The following is a 14,712-nucleotide window of genomic DNA, read 5'->3' on the forward strand; positions in this document are numbered from 1 at the left end:
CCCGGCCGGGCGCCTCAGAACAGCCGGCGGGGGATGGCGGCGGCCAGCGCCGCGTATCCCGCCGGGTTCAGGTGCAGGTGGTCGCCGACGTCGTAGGCCGGATGCAGCCGGGACGGCGCGGCCGGGTCGGCGACCGCGGCGGCGAAGTCGACGTGCGAGTCGAAGATCCCGCCGCGGATCACCCCGTTGACCGCCACCCGGGCCCGTTCGCGCAGCCCGCCCGGATCGTCGTACCCGGTGTTGCCGCCGAACGGCGTGATCGTCGCCCCGTACACGCGCAGGTTGCGGGCGTGTGCGCGCTGCACGATCTGCCGGTACGCCGCGGTCAGCGCCGCCACCACCCGGCCCTGCTCGGCCTCGGTGGCCGCGGCCGTCCCGATGTCGTTGACCCCCTCGAACACCAGCACCCAGGCGGCCCCGCTGACACCGAGCACGTCCCGGTCGAAGCGGGCCATCACGTTCGGCCCGAGCCCGTCGTGCAGCACCCGGTTGCCGCCGGCCGCCTGGTTGAGCACGGCCAGCCGCGGGTCGCCGAGCCGGGCGGTCAGCTGGTCGGGCCACCGGTCGTTGCCGTTGATGGTGGAGCCCCGGCCGTCGGTCAGCGAATCTCCGATGATCACCACGCCGGCCGCCCGGCTCGCGATCACCTCGACGCCGCTGACCAGGTACCAGTGGTCGACCGCGGCGCCGCCGGTCAGGTCGGGCTGCTCCAGCGCGTCGCCGTTGACCAGCCACGAGGTGGTCCGGGAGCCGGGATGCGAGGTCAGATTCAACCCGGCCTGCCCGGCGCCGGAGTAGACCGAGACGGTCAGGTCGGCCCGGGCCGCGATCGGCATCGGCACCGGGTCGGAGACCACCTGGGCCCCGGCCGGCACCACCACCGACGGCTGCCCGCCGAAGGTGAGCCGACGGGAGCTGTTCGGGACGATCGCCGCGACGCCGGCCCGGCCGTCCACCGGGAGCGCGACCGCGGCCCCGTCGATCGGCAGGTCGGTGGTGCCGAACGCGTTGGAGAACCGGACCCGCAGCCGGCGGCCGCCGATCGAGGTGTGCACGGTCTGCCGGATCGTGGTGTCCACCAGCACCGCGGCGCTGCCGGTGAACGGCGCCGGCGGCAGGTTACCCGGCTCGGTGAGCTGCGGCATCGCGGTCCAGGTGTGCACCCAGGCGGGTTCCGGCCGGTGCCTGTCGAGCGGCACGCCGGCGGCCAGGGCTCCGGCGGAGCCGGCCAGCAGGGCACGTCGTTTCATGGTCGGTACCTCCGGCTGGTCGGCGGGCCGAGATAGCTGTCCTTGACGCCACCGGTGTCGACGACCAGGCGCTGCAGGACGACGCCCGGATCGAGCGCCCGGAACGACACGGTGTGCGGACCGGCCGCGGCGATCTGGTGGGTGGTGGCGGTGACGGTGACGTTGTCCGAGGTGTTGCGGGCCCACTGGCGGTTCATCGTGGTGTCGTTCGCCCCGGTCGCGGCGACCGCGTCGACGGTCTGCGGGGGTGCGCCGTCCACCGAGATCGCGTACCGCTGCCGCCCGTTGCGCGGCATCAGCATCGTGTCGATGGTGACCGGCCCGGCGCTGGTCAGCGTCATCGTGTAGTCGAGCTGGCCGCGGTCACCGACGCTGCCCGGCTGCCCGGCGGCCGGGAAGGCGGCGAGCGGGGTGATCCCGTCCCCGCTCTTGCCGATCCCGGGCAGCACCCGCCACCGGCCGGTGTGGTGATCGAACCCGGTCGCCGGGATCGACACGTACCCGTTGGCCTCCGCGAAGCCCCGCGGCGTGGTCACCGGCTTGCGGACCGGGGCGCGCAGCACGACCGCGCCTCCCGCGCCTTCCACCCGCAGCGGTACGTCGGTGACCCCGGCCGGAGCGCGCCGCCAGTCCACCGTGACGAAGGCCCGCACCTGCTTGGTGACGGTCCCGCCGGCCGGGGTGACGTGCACCCACGGCTGCCCGGCGGTGATCGTGTAGGCGAACGGCGTCGTCCCTCTGTTGTAGACGTCGAGGTACTGTCCCGGCTGCGCCTGCCACGGACTGAACTCGGGCAGCGAGCTCGGGTCCCCGCCGTCCAGCGCCACACCCAGCGACGCCCCGGCCGGCACCTCGATCCGTTTCAGGTAGGGGTAGATCTCGTCGGGCAGCGCCACGTTGTTCTTCTCGGGCTGCTGCCACGGCGCGTTCGGGCCGTACCGGGCCACGTTGCCGTAGCCGATCTTCGGCTGCAGCTGCCAGTCCTTCCACTTGCCGCCGGCCAGCACGGTGTTGTAGTAGGTGTTCAGCGCCTGGTCCTCGGCGAACCGGGCCTCCGCCTCGTCGGCCAGGTCGTTGGTCGCGGCCCGGCCCTGCGCCGCGTACGCGATGTTGGTGAACTCCGCGCGGCGCAGCTCGTAGAGGTTCGCGGTGGCCTTGATCTGGTAGTAGACGAGCTGGAAGAACGCGTCGCGCAGGGCCTCCGGCACCCGGGCCCGGATCCGCTCGGTCCGGGCGGCGAGCGTCTGCCACTCGGCGACCACCCGGTCCATCTCCCGGTAGGCGGTGAGGCTGAACGGATTGCCCTGGTCGTCGTAGCGCACCGCGCTCGGATCCGTCCTCGGGTCCACCGCCGGGTCGACCGTGATCCGGCGATTGAGCAGCTCCGGCTTGCGGCGGGACTGCAGAACGCCGTACCGGGAAAGCACCTCGGCGATCGGGGCGGACAGTGACGTGCCGAAGTTCTCCGCCGCATAGCGGCGCTCCCAGCCGTTGATCCCGGTGACCGGGATCGCGTCCGGATCCCACGCGTAGTTTAGGAAGAACTGGGTGGGCTCCTCGTCGTTCTTCAGGTCGCCGACGTTGGCCACCCAGAGCCGGTCCACGCCCGCGGTGTAGGCGCGGTTCAGCTGCTCCCAGGTGTTGGTCAGGTTCACGGTGTCGGCCCACTTGTAGTTGCGGCCGTCGCCGACGTAGTCGAAGTGGTAGTACATGCCGTAGCCGCCGCCACGGGCCGGGAGCGACGGGTCGGGCAGCTTGCGCATGTTGCCCCAGTTGTCGTCGCAGAAGACCACGGTCACGTCGTCCGGCGGCCGGTAACCCTGATCCCAGTAGCGCTGCACCTCCTTGTAGAGGGTCTGCACCTGGGGCACGCCGAGCATGCCCGCGTCGGCGAGGATCCGCCGCTGACTGCTGATGATCGAGTCCATCAGGTCGATGCCGTCGCCGTCGGGCAGGCCCACGTCGCCGTTGCCGCGCATCCCGAGCGTGACCACGCCCTCGATGTCCTGATCGTGCATCCGCTGGATGCCGGCCCGCCAGTAGTCCTTGATCGCGTCCGGGTTGCGGCGGAAACTCCACTCGCCGGTGCCGGCGGGATGCCGGTTCCACTCCTCGATGCCGCGCATCATCGGCGCCTCGTGCGAGGTGCCCATCACCACGCCGTAATAGCTGGCGGTGGCGTGGTTGGCCGGGTCGTCCTCGGCGAACGCCCGGCCCCAGACGGCCGGCCACAGGTAGTTGGCCTTGAGCCGGAGCATCGTCTCGAAGACCTTGGCGTAGTAGTTCGCGTTCAGCCCGCCCGGATGGCCGGGGGCCTTGCCCGGGCCGAAGAACCCGGGCGCCCAGGTGCCGGTGTCCGGGTTCTCGTCGTTGATGAAGAAACCCCGGTACTTGACCTTCGGGGTGCCCTGGCTGTGCCGGCCGGGCAGGACGTACAGGGCGTCGGCGTGCGGCACCGGCACGTCGTCCCAGAAGTGCCAGGGCGAGACGCCGATCTGCCGGGACACGTCGTACGCGCCGTAGATGGTGCCGCGCTGGTCGCTGCCGGCGATCACGAACGCCCGGCGGACCCCGGGCAACGGGTGGTCGACGACCTGTTCGAGGGAGGTCTCCCACCTGCCGGCGATGCCGCGGACGTCGAGCCGGCCCGCGTTGATCATCTTGTCGATGAGGGTGGAGTGGCCGATCGTGCCGACGATGATCGGGTCGCGGCCGCCCTTTTCCGTGGCGCCGGTGGCGGCGGCCAGGTCGGACCGCAGGTCACCCGCCACCCGGAGCACCCCCGGGTAATCGCCGGCGCCGGTCAGGAGGGGAGCGCCGGCCAGCGGGAAACGGCCCGGCCCGGCGTGCGTGGAGAGGTAGCCGGTGGGGGCGGGGGCGGGGGCGGGGGAGTGGGCGGGGACGGGGGACAGGACGGCGAGCACGGCGACCGCGCCCGCCAGATGGCTTCGCATGGGGTACGCCTCCGGTGGATGAAGCGTTCCGAAACTTTCGGTGACATGCCGATCGTTCCCGGTAACGTATAGCCATGCATCTATAAACGTCAACAGCTGAACTGGCGGTCACCTTTCGTGATCCACCGAGAGTTTCGGCAGCGCGTCAGACCTGCCGGGCCGGGGCCGGGACGCGGCGGGCCACCGCGGCGGCGACCAGGGCCAGCACGCAGAGGGCGGCCAGGCTGAGGAAGCCGGCCCGGAACGAGCCGGTGGCGTCCTTGACCGCGCCGAGCGCGTAGACGAAGGCGAAGCTGCCCAGGTTGGCGCAGAAGTTGCCGAAACCGCTGAGCAGGCCGGCCCGCTCCGGGCCGAGCACCGCGATCGGCAGCGCGAACAACGGTCCGAAATAGACCTGCACGACCACCGAGATCACCCCGACCACGGCGAGCACTGCCGGCAGGCCGGGCACGTAGGTGAGCAGCGTCAAGCCGACGGCCAGCACCGCGAGCGAGCCGCTGATCACCAGCAGCGGCCGCCCGATCCGGTCGGACACGTAACCGCCCAGGTAGTTCGAGGGGGCGGTCAGGGCGGCACCGACCGCCGCGACCAGGCCGGCCGCCGCGAGGGACTGTCCGCGGTCGACCACCAGCCAGGTGGGCAGCCAGAAGGTGAAGCCCTGGGCCACCGCGAGCCGGGCGAACTGGATCACCGCGGTCAGCCAGACGATCCGGTGCCGCAGCAGGCCGGGCAGGTCGCCGATCCGGGCCGGGTGGTCGGTCGCCGGCCTCGGCTCGGCCGGGCCGGCGGCCCGCCGGTAGAGCAGCAGGGCCAGCAGCCCGGCGCCGGCGAACAGCACGAACAGCAGCCGCCAGCCGAGCGGGCCGACCAGCAGCGGACCCGTCGAGCTGAGCAGGATGTTCGACGAGAAGCCGCCGGCCACATAGAGGCCCATCGCGGTCGCCCGTCGATCATCCGGAAACTCCCGGCTGATCAGCAGCAGGCCCGGCGCGAAGACCAGCGCCCGGAAGAACCCGGAGAAAGCCTGATTCAACAGCAGCATGTCGTACGACGTGAGCACCGCGAACGCCGCGGCCAGCAGGTTCGTCCCGAGCAGCCCGGTCAGGAACAGCACGCGGGGCGAGAACCGGTCGGCCAGCAAGCCGGACGGCACCTGCATCAGCGCGTAGGTCAGGCTGCTCGCCGCGGCGAGGGTCCCGGCCTGGCCGAAGCTCAACCCCAGATCGGTCCGGATCAGCGGCAGGAACAGCGCGATCCCGCCGAAGATCAACGCCTGGGTGCTCTGACAGACGACCAGCAGACTGACGATCGCTCGGCGCACCGCGTGATTTTCCCATCCGCGGCGCCTCGATGATCGTGCCGAGGAGAGTGACGTCGACTACGTTCGGCCCGGCCGGGAACCTGACCGCTCACGAACACGTGCTGTTACCGAGCCGCAGGGAGCGTTACGACCAGCGGCTCACCACGATCGGCGGCGACAGCGCCGAGTCGAGACGTACGTGTCTAACGGCGGCGCCAACCAGCAGTGGGACTTCCGTAGCACCGGCAGCGGCTGGGTCCAGCTGATCAACCGGAACAGCGGCAGATGCCTGGACGTGGCGTCCGGCTCCATCGCGGACGGCGCCGACATCATCCAGTACACCTGCGGCACCGGCGGCAACCAGCGGTGGCAGTGGCTCCCGACCGGCGGCTACTACCAGCTCAAGGCCCGCCATTCGGGCGGATGCCTGACCCTGGCGGCCGACGCGGTCGACCTGGAACAGGCCACCTGCGCCACCGGTGCGACGACCCGGCAGTGGTCGCGGGCCTGACCGGGAGGGTCCGTAAGCTCGGCCGACGTGGATCTCCAACATGCCGCGCTGCTGCTGCTCGGCGGCGTCGGCTCCGGGCTGACCGGGTCGATCGCCGGGCTGGCTTCGCTGGTCAGCTATCCGGTGCTGCTGGCCGCGGGCCTGCCGCCGGTGGCCGCCAGCATGACCAACACGGTCGCGCTGCTGGCCGCCCCGGCCGGCACCGCGGCCGCCGCCCGGCGTGAGCTGCGCGGGCAGGGGCCGCGGATCGTCCGGGCGAGTGTGGTGTGCGCGGCCGGCGGGATCACCGGCGGGGTGCTGCTCAAGATCACGCCGTCGTCGGCGTTCGCGCTGATCGTGCCGTTCCTGATCGTGCTGGGTGCGCTGGCCCTGCTGTTCCGCGAGGGACTGCAGGACTGGTACACGCGGCCCGGCCGGCGGCCGCCGCTGTGGCTGGCCACGTTCCTGATCGGCATCTACGGCGGCTACTTCGGGGCGGCCGCCGGGGTGCTGCTGCTGGCCGCGATGGCGGTCGCCGCCAGCGAACCGTTCGCGGTCACCAACGCGGTGAAGACGATCGTGCTGGGCGCCGCGAACCTGACCGCCGCCGTCCTCTATGCGCTGACCGGGCCGGTCGACTGGCCGGCCGCGCTGCTGCTCGGCGTCGGCTGCATGCTGGGCAGCAGCCTCGGCCCGGCCGTCGTGCGCCGCTCCCCGGAACGCCCGCTGCGCATCGCGATCGCCGTCGCCGCGGCCGGCCTGGCCGTCTATCTCTGGTCGCAGGCCCTCTGACCCGGCCGCTGCGACCCGGCTGCTGCGACTCGGCTGGCGCGCCCGGCCGCCGCGACCCGGCTGGTTCCCGTGGCGCGCCCGGCCGCCGCGACCCGGCTGGTTCCCGTGGCGCGCCCGGCTGCCGCGACCCGGTCGGTTCCCGTGGCGCCCCCGGCTGCCGAGATCCGGTCAGTTCCCGTGGCGCGGCGGGACCGCCGCCGCGGTCGCTCGGCGTGCCGCGGTCAGACCGGCTCGACGCCGAACACCTCGGCCAGGCCGGTGACCGCGATCGCCTGACGGACCGGGGGAGAGGGCCGGGTCAGCACCATCGTCAGGCCCGCGGCGGCCGCCGAGTTGCGGGCGCCGACCAGGGCGCCGAGCGCGTACGAGTCGATGAAGGTCACCTCGGCCAGGTCCAGCGCGAGCTCCCGGCAGGGTGAGCCGGCGACCGCCTTCTCCAGGCTGTCGCGCAGCTCGTCGGCGACGTCGACGTCCAGCTCCGGGGCGAGCAGCAGCGCGTGCAGCGTGCGGCCGTCCGCGCTCGTCCGGTAGGTCACGATCGCATCAGCACTCATGGCGGGTCACCCTACCCACCGGGCGCCACCCTCATTCATGATCGCGCCCGGCGTCGCGGCCGGGGCCGGGACGCCGGGCGGGCTCGCGCCGTACCCCCGCAATCGGCGGATCAGGAGGGGCCGGAGTCTCGTTGCTGCGGGATTTCCGGGGTGGCGCCGTTGGCGTCGACCGGGTCGGGGCGGCGCCAGATCTCACTGCCGGTCGGCAGGTCGGCCGGCCCGTCGACCGGGACCGGCAGCGGCTCCGGGACGGCCCGCGACGGCAGCGCGGTGCTCAGCCGGCCGTGCCCGCGATGCGCTGCCAGCGCGGCCCGGTGGTAGCTCTCCACCTCGGCGATGAACCGGTCGTCGGCGTAGACGGTGCCGTCGATCAGCGGGCCCGGCCGGCCCTCGAGCACCGCGATGACGTCCTCACCGGTCAGTGTCTTGTGCGTCTCCAGCGCGTGGGCCAGCGCCAGCACCTCGCGCCGGTTCTCCTTGAGGATGGTCGCGGCGCGTTCCAGCATCTCGCCCAGGCTGTCCTCGATCCGGTCGGCGAGCGCGCGCCGGGCGGACAGGTCGTTCTTGTCGCCCTTGGGCAGCGCGCCCGGGGTACCGGTGCCGAGCCGGCTGGAGGCGGCGTACGACGACACCGTCGAGCCCATGCCCCAGACGCCCTCCATGTTGGTGGCGACCGCGGTGGCCGACTCCAGGTCGCCGGAGACCCCGGACGAGCTGTCCCCGTCGAAGAACATCCGTTCCCCGGCCAGCGAGGCGAGCGAGACCAGGATGTCCGACTCGTAGTGGCTGCGCCAGGTGGTGAACTGGTCCTCCGGCGGGATGCTGGCGACCATGCCGAGGTAGCCGCTGCCTTTCTCGATCGTGGCGATGTCGATCTCCATGTGGTGCCGGGTTCGGTACGCGACCACCGCGTGGCACGCCTCGTGCACCGCGACCGCGTGCCGTTCCCGCTCGATGTACTCCACGTTCTCCGCCGGGCCGAGCTCCTTGAGCTGCTTGGCCCTGATGACGTCGCGCCAGGTGATGGTGTCCCGGCCGTCGCGGATCGCGGTGATCAGCGCCTCGTTCACGGTGTCCTTGATGGTGGCGCCGGTCGCGTACGGCGTGATCGTGGCCAGCTTGTCGACCTGCTCCTCGGTCAGCTCGTGCTTCACCTTCGCCAGGTAGCCCTGATAGGTGCGCACCCGGCCGGCCTTCGACGGGTAACCCACCTTGTAGATCCGGTCGATCCGGCCGGGCCGCAGCAGCGCCTCGTCGAGAGCCTCCGGCAGGTTGGTCGCCATCATCACCAGGATCCGGTATTTCGGCGGCGGCTTCGGCCGCATGCCCAGTGCCCGGCGCACGTGCCGGTTGACGAAACCGCGTGGCTTCTTCAGGCCGGACAGCTCGGTGAGCAACGCCTCCAGGGTGCCCATGCCGCCACCGCCGCCACCCATCCCGCCGCCGTACATCACCGAGTCGCGGGTCAGGTTCCAGCGGGACTGGTCGGAGAGGTAGGAGAAGCCGTGGCAGCCGTCCCGGAACGGGGCCGGGGTGCTGCGCGGGAAGCCGCCGCCCGGACCGCCCTGGGCGAGCGCCCCGCGGTTGCCCAGCGAGTCCGCCTCGTCGAAGAAGACGATCACCCCGCCGTAGCGGAGGGCGAGTTTGCGCAGCTTGCGAAAGAGCCCCTTGACCTTGAGTACGCCGACGCCGAAGAACATGTTGATGAACGCACCGGGGTCGACGAACACGTACGGCCGGCCGGTCTCGCCGGCCACCGCCTCGGCCATCAGCGTCTTGCCGGTGCCGGGCGGCCCCCACAGCAGGATGCCGCCGGGCACGTAACCGCCCTGGCCCTCGATCGCCTCCGGCCGCTCCAGGTAGACGATGTTCTCCTTGACCCGTTCCAGCACGTGGTCCTGACCCCACACGTCGGTGAAGCGGGTCTTCACGTCGTCCGGGTAGTAGACCTCGACGCCGCCCCGGGACAGGAACCAGAAGATCGCCGCGAACTGGCCGACCGCGATGAACAGGATGAAGATGACCTGCAGGAACATCGGGGCGGCCCGCCACAGCAGGGCCGGGATACCGAAGACGGCCATGGCCGGCGAGGTGTCCAGCACCGCGCCGAGCACCACCGCGAGCAGGCCGAGGAACAGCAGCCACTTGAACACCCGCAGCAGCCGGAACCGGGTCCAGTCGGAGAACACCCGGTGGGTGAGCCGCTCGACGCCGCCGAAGATGCCGTGCGTCCACAGTCGGTGATACCAGGCGGCGTGCTCGGAGTGCAGGTAGTGCAGCTGGCGCAACACCTCCAGGCCGGCCAGCACGATGATGCCGACGCCGACGCCGCTGTGCAGCCGGTTGTAGAGCGCATCCTGGAACGGCAGCAGCGGGTCGTCCGCCATGTCCGTCCAGACCAGGGCGAAGAACGCGATCGCGAACAGCAGCAGGAATTTGACCCGGTCCCAGAACGGCAGCCGCTTACGGGTGACGCGTGGCATCACTTGCTCCTCACCGTGAAGGAGGTGGCGATCGTGTCCAGCTCGCCGGACCGGTCCTTGTAGCAGCTGGTGGAGCACCGGATGATCAGCAGATACAGCTTGTCACCGGTGTTGTTGACCAGCGCGGTCTGGTCGAAGGTGTGCAGCACCCCGTCGGACAGCTCGTAGTCGAAGACCACCCGCACCCCGTGCAGCCCGGCGGCCGGGGTGAGCACCTCGTCGCGGACCAGCTCGAAGCCGCTGAGCGTGCTGGTCTGCGCGGCCGACTCCCGGGCGTCGGCGGTGACCGGCAGGAACAGGTCGCGCAGCGTGTCCAGCGACATCGCGTTCCGCTGGTGCTCGGTGAGCTCGGCGACCCGCGCGTACACGATCGGCTGGTCGGTGACCCGCCCGGTGAGCAGGTGCCCGGCGTTCGGGTCGGCGTCCGCGTCGTACGCCACCGACCACCACATCTGCTGGCGGGCGGCCGCGTTGGCCGAGTCGGGGTTGGTGCCGCTGAGAACGTCGTCCAGGTCGCCGGTGGCGGTCGCGTGCCACTCGTGCGGAACTTTGAAGTACGTCTTCTGCTCGGAGTTCTTGACGTAGGTGTATTTCGGGGCGGCGCATCCCGTGGTGGCGACCGCGGTGATGATCACCGCCGCTCCGATGTGGATCAAACGCTGCAGCATCGAGAACCACCGCCCTGCCGGCCCGTCCGTGCTTGCAGTATCACCCCAGGTTGTTACGCCATGGCGACCCGTTCTTCGCCGGCCCGACCTTGATCTTCCTGAATGAAGTGATTGGCGTTTTTTTCGGTGGGACGCGCATCATGACAAATGCGGGCCTGCCGGCGCGGCGGTCGGGTCGCGGATCCGCCGGGACGGGCGGATCACCATCCTGTCCGGTTTGCGGCGCCGCGGTGGTGGCGCCTCGCGCTGACGGGCCGGGTGGTCGCTGCGGACCCGGCTCGTCAGCGACCCGCTCCCCGCACGCCGGTCAGGCGGCGGTGCGTTCGGCGGTGACCAGGATGTTCGTTTCGCCCGGGGCGGTCGGCTCCCGGTGCTCCCGGCCGACCTCGACGAACCCGGCTTTCGCGGCGACCGCGGCGGACGCCTTGTTCGCCTCGTCGTAGCAGATCGCCACCCGCCGCACTCCCGGCAGCGTCAGCGCCACCCGGGTCAGCGCGCCGACCGCGACCGTCATCCGCCCCTGCCCGGCCCACGGGGTGCGCAGCCAGTAGCCGATCTCCAGCGTCCCCGGACCGAGCCTGGTCATCAGCCCGATCGCCCCGATCACCTCGCCGACGGTCGTGAAGATCGCATAGTTGAACTCGGTCCCGGCGTCCCAGTTCTCCACCGACCTGGCGATGAACGACCGGCTGTCCTCCGGACCGTAGTCGTCGTGCGCCCACGGCAGGAACGGCGTCAGCTCGGGCAGCGACTCCCGCACCGCGGCGGTCAGCTCGCCGGCCCACTCCGGCTCCCAGCGTTTGAGGACAAGCTCCCCCGCGTTGATCATCTCAGGCGCATCCATGCCGGCCAGCCTGCTCGATCCCACCCATCCCGGGCAACCCGAATAGCCTCCCGCCGCCGGAAATCTCCGACCTGCGCGGTCGGGGCCGGGCGGGGCGTGGCGGGCCGGTCAGACGGACCGCGGTGGGGTGCGTCGGTCGGGCGGACGGCGGTGAGGAGGAGGATCAGGCGGCGGGATGGCGGCGGCGGGGTTTGGCGTCGTACATCCGGGCGTCGGCCTGGGCGATCAGCGTCGCCCGGTCGGTCCGGCCGCCGGCCGGGGCCTGGGCCGTGCCGATCGTGACGCCGACCGCGACCGATCCGGTGGGCAGGGTGATCGGGGCGAGCACCGTGGCCTGGATGGTGGCGCGCAGCGCGGCGATCTCGTCCGGGGTGCCGCCGCGGCAGAGGACCAGGAACTCGTCGCCGCCGAGGCGGCCGACGGCGTGGGCCGGGCCGGTGAGGGTGGTGAGCCGCTCGCCGACCGTGCGCAGCACGTGGTCGCCGGCGGCGTGGCCGTGCCGGTCGTTGACCGGTTTGAAGCCGTCGAGGTCGCAGAGCAGGACGGTCACGTCGTGCGGACCGGTCAGCGCGGTGTCGATCTCGGCCATGATCCGGCGGCGGTTGAACAGGCCGGTCAGCTCGTCGTGCGAGGCCTGGTAGGCGAGCACCTCCTCGGCGCGTTCCCGCTGGCCGGTGAGCTGGCGGAAACGGACCATCACGAGCGGGATGACCAGCAGGGTGGCGACGGGCAGCTGCGGGTCGGGGGCGGCGACGCCGTGCGCGGCCTGGATCGCGGCGATCGCCGGGTTGACGCTCAGCGCGGCGCCGAGCCAGCTGAGCCGGAAGCGGCCGGGGCGGCGTTCGGTGACCGTGTCGGGTTCGACCGTGGCGGGTGCGCCCGGGTGCACCGCGCCGAACCCGATGGTCAGGAAGGCGATCAGCATCAACAGGCCGGACAACGTGCCGCGGTGCGGTGCCCCGACCGACCCCACGGCCAGCGCCGACCCGGTCAGCAGCACGGTGAGCAGCAGATATCCCAGGGTGCCGCGGGCCGGGCCGGTGGCGACCACGGCCATCCGGAGCAGGCAGCCGGCGACGGCGCAGAGCACCAGCACGTCGGTCAGCACCTGCGCCGCCCCGATCGGGGTGGCGGTGGCCGCCAGGTGCGGCTGGAACAGGCATGCCCACAGCGCCCCGCCGGTGCACGCCCCGAAGATCGCGGCTTCGACGATGCCGCCGGCGTCCGCGCTCATCCGGTGCCGGACCGCCATCGACGCGCCGATCAGGAACAGTCCGTGCGCGGCGGCCAGCACCAGGTCGGCCGGTCGGCCCTCGGCCCGGCCCAGGTGGCCGTCGATGATCCAGTACGGCCAGATCAGGTGGTCGACGAGCAGCAGCACCAAACCGCCGATCGCGACCAGCCACGGCCGCCGGTGGGTCAGGTGCCCGGCGAGCAGCGCCTGCCCGAACAGCCCGATCGACAGCAGCACGATCAGCGTGTAGACGACCGCCCGGGCATGTGCCCCGCCGAGCGCGTACCCGACGCCGCCGGCGAGCGCGGACGTCACGAAGCCGGCGTGCACGATCCACGCCGGCGCGGTGGCTCGGGGCCAGCGCATCCGCTCTCCGCTCTCTCGGCTCGGTCGTTCTCGGCAGGCCACCCCGCGGTGCCCGGCGCGTTTCCATCGGCCTCCCGCCCGGCCACCTGAGCGCGGGCCACCCGGACATCCTTCCGGTCCGCCCGTCCGGACATCCTTCAGGCCCCGCCCGCCGGGCATCCTTCAGGCCCCGCCCGCCCGGACATCCTGGCACCCGCCCGACCGGGCATGCCGCGGCCGCCCGGTCCGGCATCGGGAAATCCGACCGGTTGCCACCCTGCCGGACGAAAAGACGATATGCCGGAATTATTGAGAAATCGTACGGTGATCGGCGTCGGCGAGACGCCGGTCTAAGGAGGTGCCCGATGCGTGGTCGTACCTGGAGCTGAACCGAGTTGACCGTCAGCGACGGCGGGACGTCCCAACTGGACCTGGGACGACCCGCCGTCGACCCATGCCACAGGGATGATCGCTTGCCCGGACAGCCGGCCGGATACCGCGAGATCTTCGCCGTCCGCGAATACCGCCACCTCTTCGCCGCGAACCTGCTGTCGCTGATCGGCGATCAGCTGACCGCGGTCGCCCTGGCCTTCCGCGCCTGATGGTGCCGCTGGCGGTGCTCTCCACCACCGCTCTGCTGCCGGTGGCCGCCCACCCGCCGCGGCCGGTGGTGCTGGCACTGCTGTTCGTCAGCGGCCTGGCCGGCGCGTTCAGCGTCCCGCTGAACTCGCTGTTCGGCCGGGCGGTGCCGGCCGCCTACCGGGCCCGCGCGTTCGGCGTGGCGATGTCCGGCCTGTGCGGCATCCAGGGCCTGGCCATGCTGGCGGCGGGCGCGGCCGCCGAGTCGCTGCGCCCGAGCCTGGTGGTCGGCACCGCCGGCCTGGCGGCGACCGTGGCGATCCTGGCCGTCCTGCTCACCTGGCCGTCCCGCCGGCCGGCCCCCGTCGCGTCACCCGCCTGACCGGGTGGCCCGGGGTCAGCCGTCGACGGTCGGCTTGGTCGGGCAGCCGTGCGCGGCCTTCCACTTCTTGACCGTGTCGACCGGCGACTTGTTCGTCCCGGCCTTCCACGAGTCCAGGTACGGCCACGGGTAGACGGTGCCGCGCTGGTTCCACCAGTCGCCGGTGCGGGCGCACGGCGGGGAGATGCCGAAGTGCAGGTGACAGGCGCTCGCGTCGCCGGTATCGCCGACCTTGCCGATCGTCTGACCGGCGGTGACCCGGGCGCCGACCTGCACCTTGGCGTCGATCTTCGACAGGTGCGAGCCGTAGTAGCGGACGCCGTCGTCGCCGAGCAGCGAGATCGACAGGCCGCCGCGGGTGGCGCCGGCGTTGACCGAGGCCTTCCAGGTGTCGACGCGGGTGACGGCGAGGATGGTGCCACCGGTGACCGCGCGGAACGTGTTGCCGCAGTTGGTGATCACGTCGCTGGCCGGGTAGTCGTGGTGCGTGTGCGCGTACGAGTTGTTGCCGACCACCGGGAACACGTACTTGACGTTCACCGGGGTGGTGGCGCTGGGCTTGGGGCTCGCGCTCTTCGCCGTGACCGGCGCGCTGCTGCTCTCCGCCGTGGCCGACTCCGCGGGGCCGGGCGCGGCGCTGGCCGGCGCCGCCGAGCTTGCCTCGCCGACGAAGTACGGCTCGTCGCTCTTGCCGTTGCCGCAGGCCGCCAGCGTGAGCGCCGCCGTCATGGCCGCCATTCCGGCCACGAACTTGCGCATCGTGCCGTCCCTTCCCCGCCGTGGGACGCCGCGGCCGCGGCGCCCGACCGCCCACTCTAGGGAAGGTCTTCCCGCACC

Annotated in this window: 13 protein-coding genes; 4 read left to right on the forward strand and 9 right to left on the reverse strand. The window is 72.1% G+C overall.

The window, feature by feature from the left end; genetic code table 11:
* Positions 1 to 14: 14 nt before the first annotated feature.
* The 3 genes from ACSP50_RS10080 to ACSP50_RS10090 all read right to left on the reverse strand — a co-directional run bounded on the left by ACSP50_RS10080 (position 15) and on the right by ACSP50_RS10090 (position 5,525).
* Positions 15 to 1,250, reverse strand: coding sequence for an SGNH/GDSL hydrolase family protein (locus tag ACSP50_RS10080; protein ID WP_014689072.1), 1,236 nt, complete (start codon positions 1,248 to 1,250; stop codon positions 15 to 17).
* Complete coding sequence (locus ACSP50_RS10085) at positions 1,247 to 4,204, reverse strand: glycosyl hydrolase 115 family protein (protein WP_014689073.1); 2,958 nt, start codon at positions 4,202 to 4,204, stop codon at positions 1,247 to 1,249. Before ACSP50_RS10085 ends, ACSP50_RS10080 begins: the two co-directional genes overlap by 4 nt.
* Positions 4,205 to 4,349: 145 nt before the next feature.
* Positions 4,350 to 5,525: an MFS transporter gene (locus ACSP50_RS10090; protein ID WP_014689074.1), complete on the reverse strand. Its 1,176-nt coding sequence runs from the start codon at positions 5,523 to 5,525 to the stop codon at positions 4,350 to 4,352.
* A 178-nt stretch (positions 5,526 to 5,703) separates the two neighbouring features.
* Here ACSP50_RS10090 and ACSP50_RS10095 point away from each other — a divergent pair, with 178 nt between their 5' ends.
* Together ACSP50_RS10095 and ACSP50_RS10100 are read left to right on the forward strand one after the other, a co-directional pair.
* The gene (locus ACSP50_RS10095; RefSeq protein ID WP_014689075.1) at positions 5,704 to 6,015 is read left to right on the forward strand and encodes an RICIN domain-containing protein; all 312 of its coding nucleotides are present in this window, start codon (positions 5,704 to 5,706) and stop codon (positions 6,013 to 6,015) included.
* Between the two features lie 27 nt (positions 6,016 to 6,042).
* Entirely contained in the window at positions 6,043 to 6,786 is a 744-nt protein-coding gene (locus ACSP50_RS10100) for a sulfite exporter TauE/SafE family protein (RefSeq protein ID WP_014689076.1), read from the forward strand.
* Between the two features lie 221 nt (positions 6,787 to 7,007).
* Here the strand turns inward: ACSP50_RS10100 and ACSP50_RS10105 are convergent, their stop codons facing one another.
* The 5 genes from ACSP50_RS10105 to ACSP50_RS10125 form a co-directional block, all read right to left on the reverse strand.
* Complete coding sequence (locus tag ACSP50_RS10105; RefSeq protein WP_014689077.1) at positions 7,008 to 7,340, reverse strand: STAS domain-containing protein; 333 nt, start codon at positions 7,338 to 7,340, stop codon at positions 7,008 to 7,010.
* 110 nt (positions 7,341 to 7,450) lie between these two features.
* Positions 7,451 to 9,823 carry an AAA family ATPase gene (locus ACSP50_RS10110; RefSeq protein WP_014689078.1) on the reverse strand — a complete coding sequence of 791 codons (2,373 nt, stop codon included), beginning with the start codon at positions 9,821 to 9,823 and terminating at the stop codon, positions 7,451 to 7,453.
* On the reverse strand, positions 9,823 to 10,491 hold the full coding sequence (locus ACSP50_RS10115; RefSeq protein ID WP_014689079.1) for a hypothetical protein: 669 nt from the start codon (positions 10,489 to 10,491) through the stop codon (positions 9,823 to 9,825). The genes ACSP50_RS10110 and ACSP50_RS10115 overlap by 1 nt, the downstream gene beginning before the upstream one ends.
* A 307-nt stretch (positions 10,492 to 10,798) precedes the next feature.
* Positions 10,799 to 11,335 carry a GNAT family N-acetyltransferase gene (locus ACSP50_RS10120; protein WP_014689080.1) on the reverse strand — a complete coding sequence of 179 codons (537 nt, stop codon included), beginning with the start codon at positions 11,333 to 11,335 and terminating at the stop codon, positions 10,799 to 10,801.
* Between the two features lie 163 nt (positions 11,336 to 11,498).
* The gene (locus ACSP50_RS10125) at positions 11,499 to 12,935 is read right to left on the reverse strand and encodes a GGDEF domain-containing protein (protein ID WP_014689081.1); all 1,437 of its coding nucleotides are present in this window, start codon (positions 12,933 to 12,935) and stop codon (positions 11,499 to 11,501) included.
* Between the two features lie 452 nt (positions 12,936 to 13,387).
* On the opposite strand from ACSP50_RS10125, the gene ACSP50_RS44570 reads away from it, so the two are divergent.
* Positions 13,388 to 13,516 (forward strand): hypothetical protein, encoded by a 129-nt coding sequence (locus ACSP50_RS44570; protein WP_255344726.1) that lies wholly within the window; start codon positions 13,388 to 13,390, stop codon positions 13,514 to 13,516.
* Complete coding sequence (locus ACSP50_RS10130; RefSeq protein WP_014689083.1) at positions 13,516 to 13,875, forward strand: hypothetical protein; 360 nt, start codon at positions 13,516 to 13,518, stop codon at positions 13,873 to 13,875. The genes ACSP50_RS44570 and ACSP50_RS10130 overlap by 1 nt, the downstream gene beginning before the upstream one ends.
* 15 nt (positions 13,876 to 13,890) lie before the next feature.
* Here ACSP50_RS10130 and ACSP50_RS10135 read toward each other — a convergent pair whose 3' ends face one another.
* Complete coding sequence (locus ACSP50_RS10135) at positions 13,891 to 14,634, reverse strand: M23 family metallopeptidase (protein ID WP_014689084.1); 744 nt, start codon at positions 14,632 to 14,634, stop codon at positions 13,891 to 13,893.
* Between the last annotated feature and the right edge of the window lie 78 nt (positions 14,635 to 14,712).

The organism is Actinoplanes sp. SE50/110 (assembly GCF_900119315.1).
Taxonomy (GTDB): Bacteria; Actinomycetota; Actinomycetes; order Mycobacteriales; family Micromonosporaceae; genus Actinoplanes.

Coding starts and splice junctions, on each gene's coding strand:
- ACSP50_RS10080 (WP_014689072.1), bottom strand. CDS start 1,250: ATGAAACGACGTGCCCTGCTGGCCGGCTCCGCCGGAGCCCTGGCCGCC.
- ACSP50_RS10085 (WP_014689073.1), bottom strand. CDS start 4,204: ATGCGAAGCCATCTGGCGGGCGCGGTCGCCGTGCTCGCCGTCCTGTCC.
- ACSP50_RS10105 (WP_014689077.1), bottom strand. CDS start 7,340: ATGAGTGCTGATGCGATCGTGACCTACCGGACGAGCGCGGACGGCCGC.
- ACSP50_RS10110 (WP_014689078.1), bottom strand. CDS start 9,823: ATGCCACGCGTCACCCGTAAGCGGCTGCCGTTCTGGGACCGGGTCAAA.
- ACSP50_RS10115 (WP_014689079.1), bottom strand. CDS start 10,491: ATGCTGCAGCGTTTGATCCACATCGGAGCGGCGGTGATCATCACCGCG.
- ACSP50_RS10120 (WP_014689080.1), bottom strand. CDS start 11,335: ATGGATGCGCCTGAGATGATCAACGCGGGGGAGCTTGTCCTCAAACGC.
- ACSP50_RS10125 (WP_014689081.1), bottom strand. CDS start 12,935: ATGCGCTGGCCCCGAGCCACCGCGCCGGCGTGGATCGTGCACGCCGGC.
- ACSP50_RS10130 (WP_014689083.1), top strand. CDS start 13,516: ATGGTGCCGCTGGCGGTGCTCTCCACCACCGCTCTGCTGCCGGTGGCC.
- ACSP50_RS10135 (WP_014689084.1), bottom strand. CDS start 14,634: ATGCGCAAGTTCGTGGCCGGAATGGCGGCCATGACGGCGGCGCTCACG.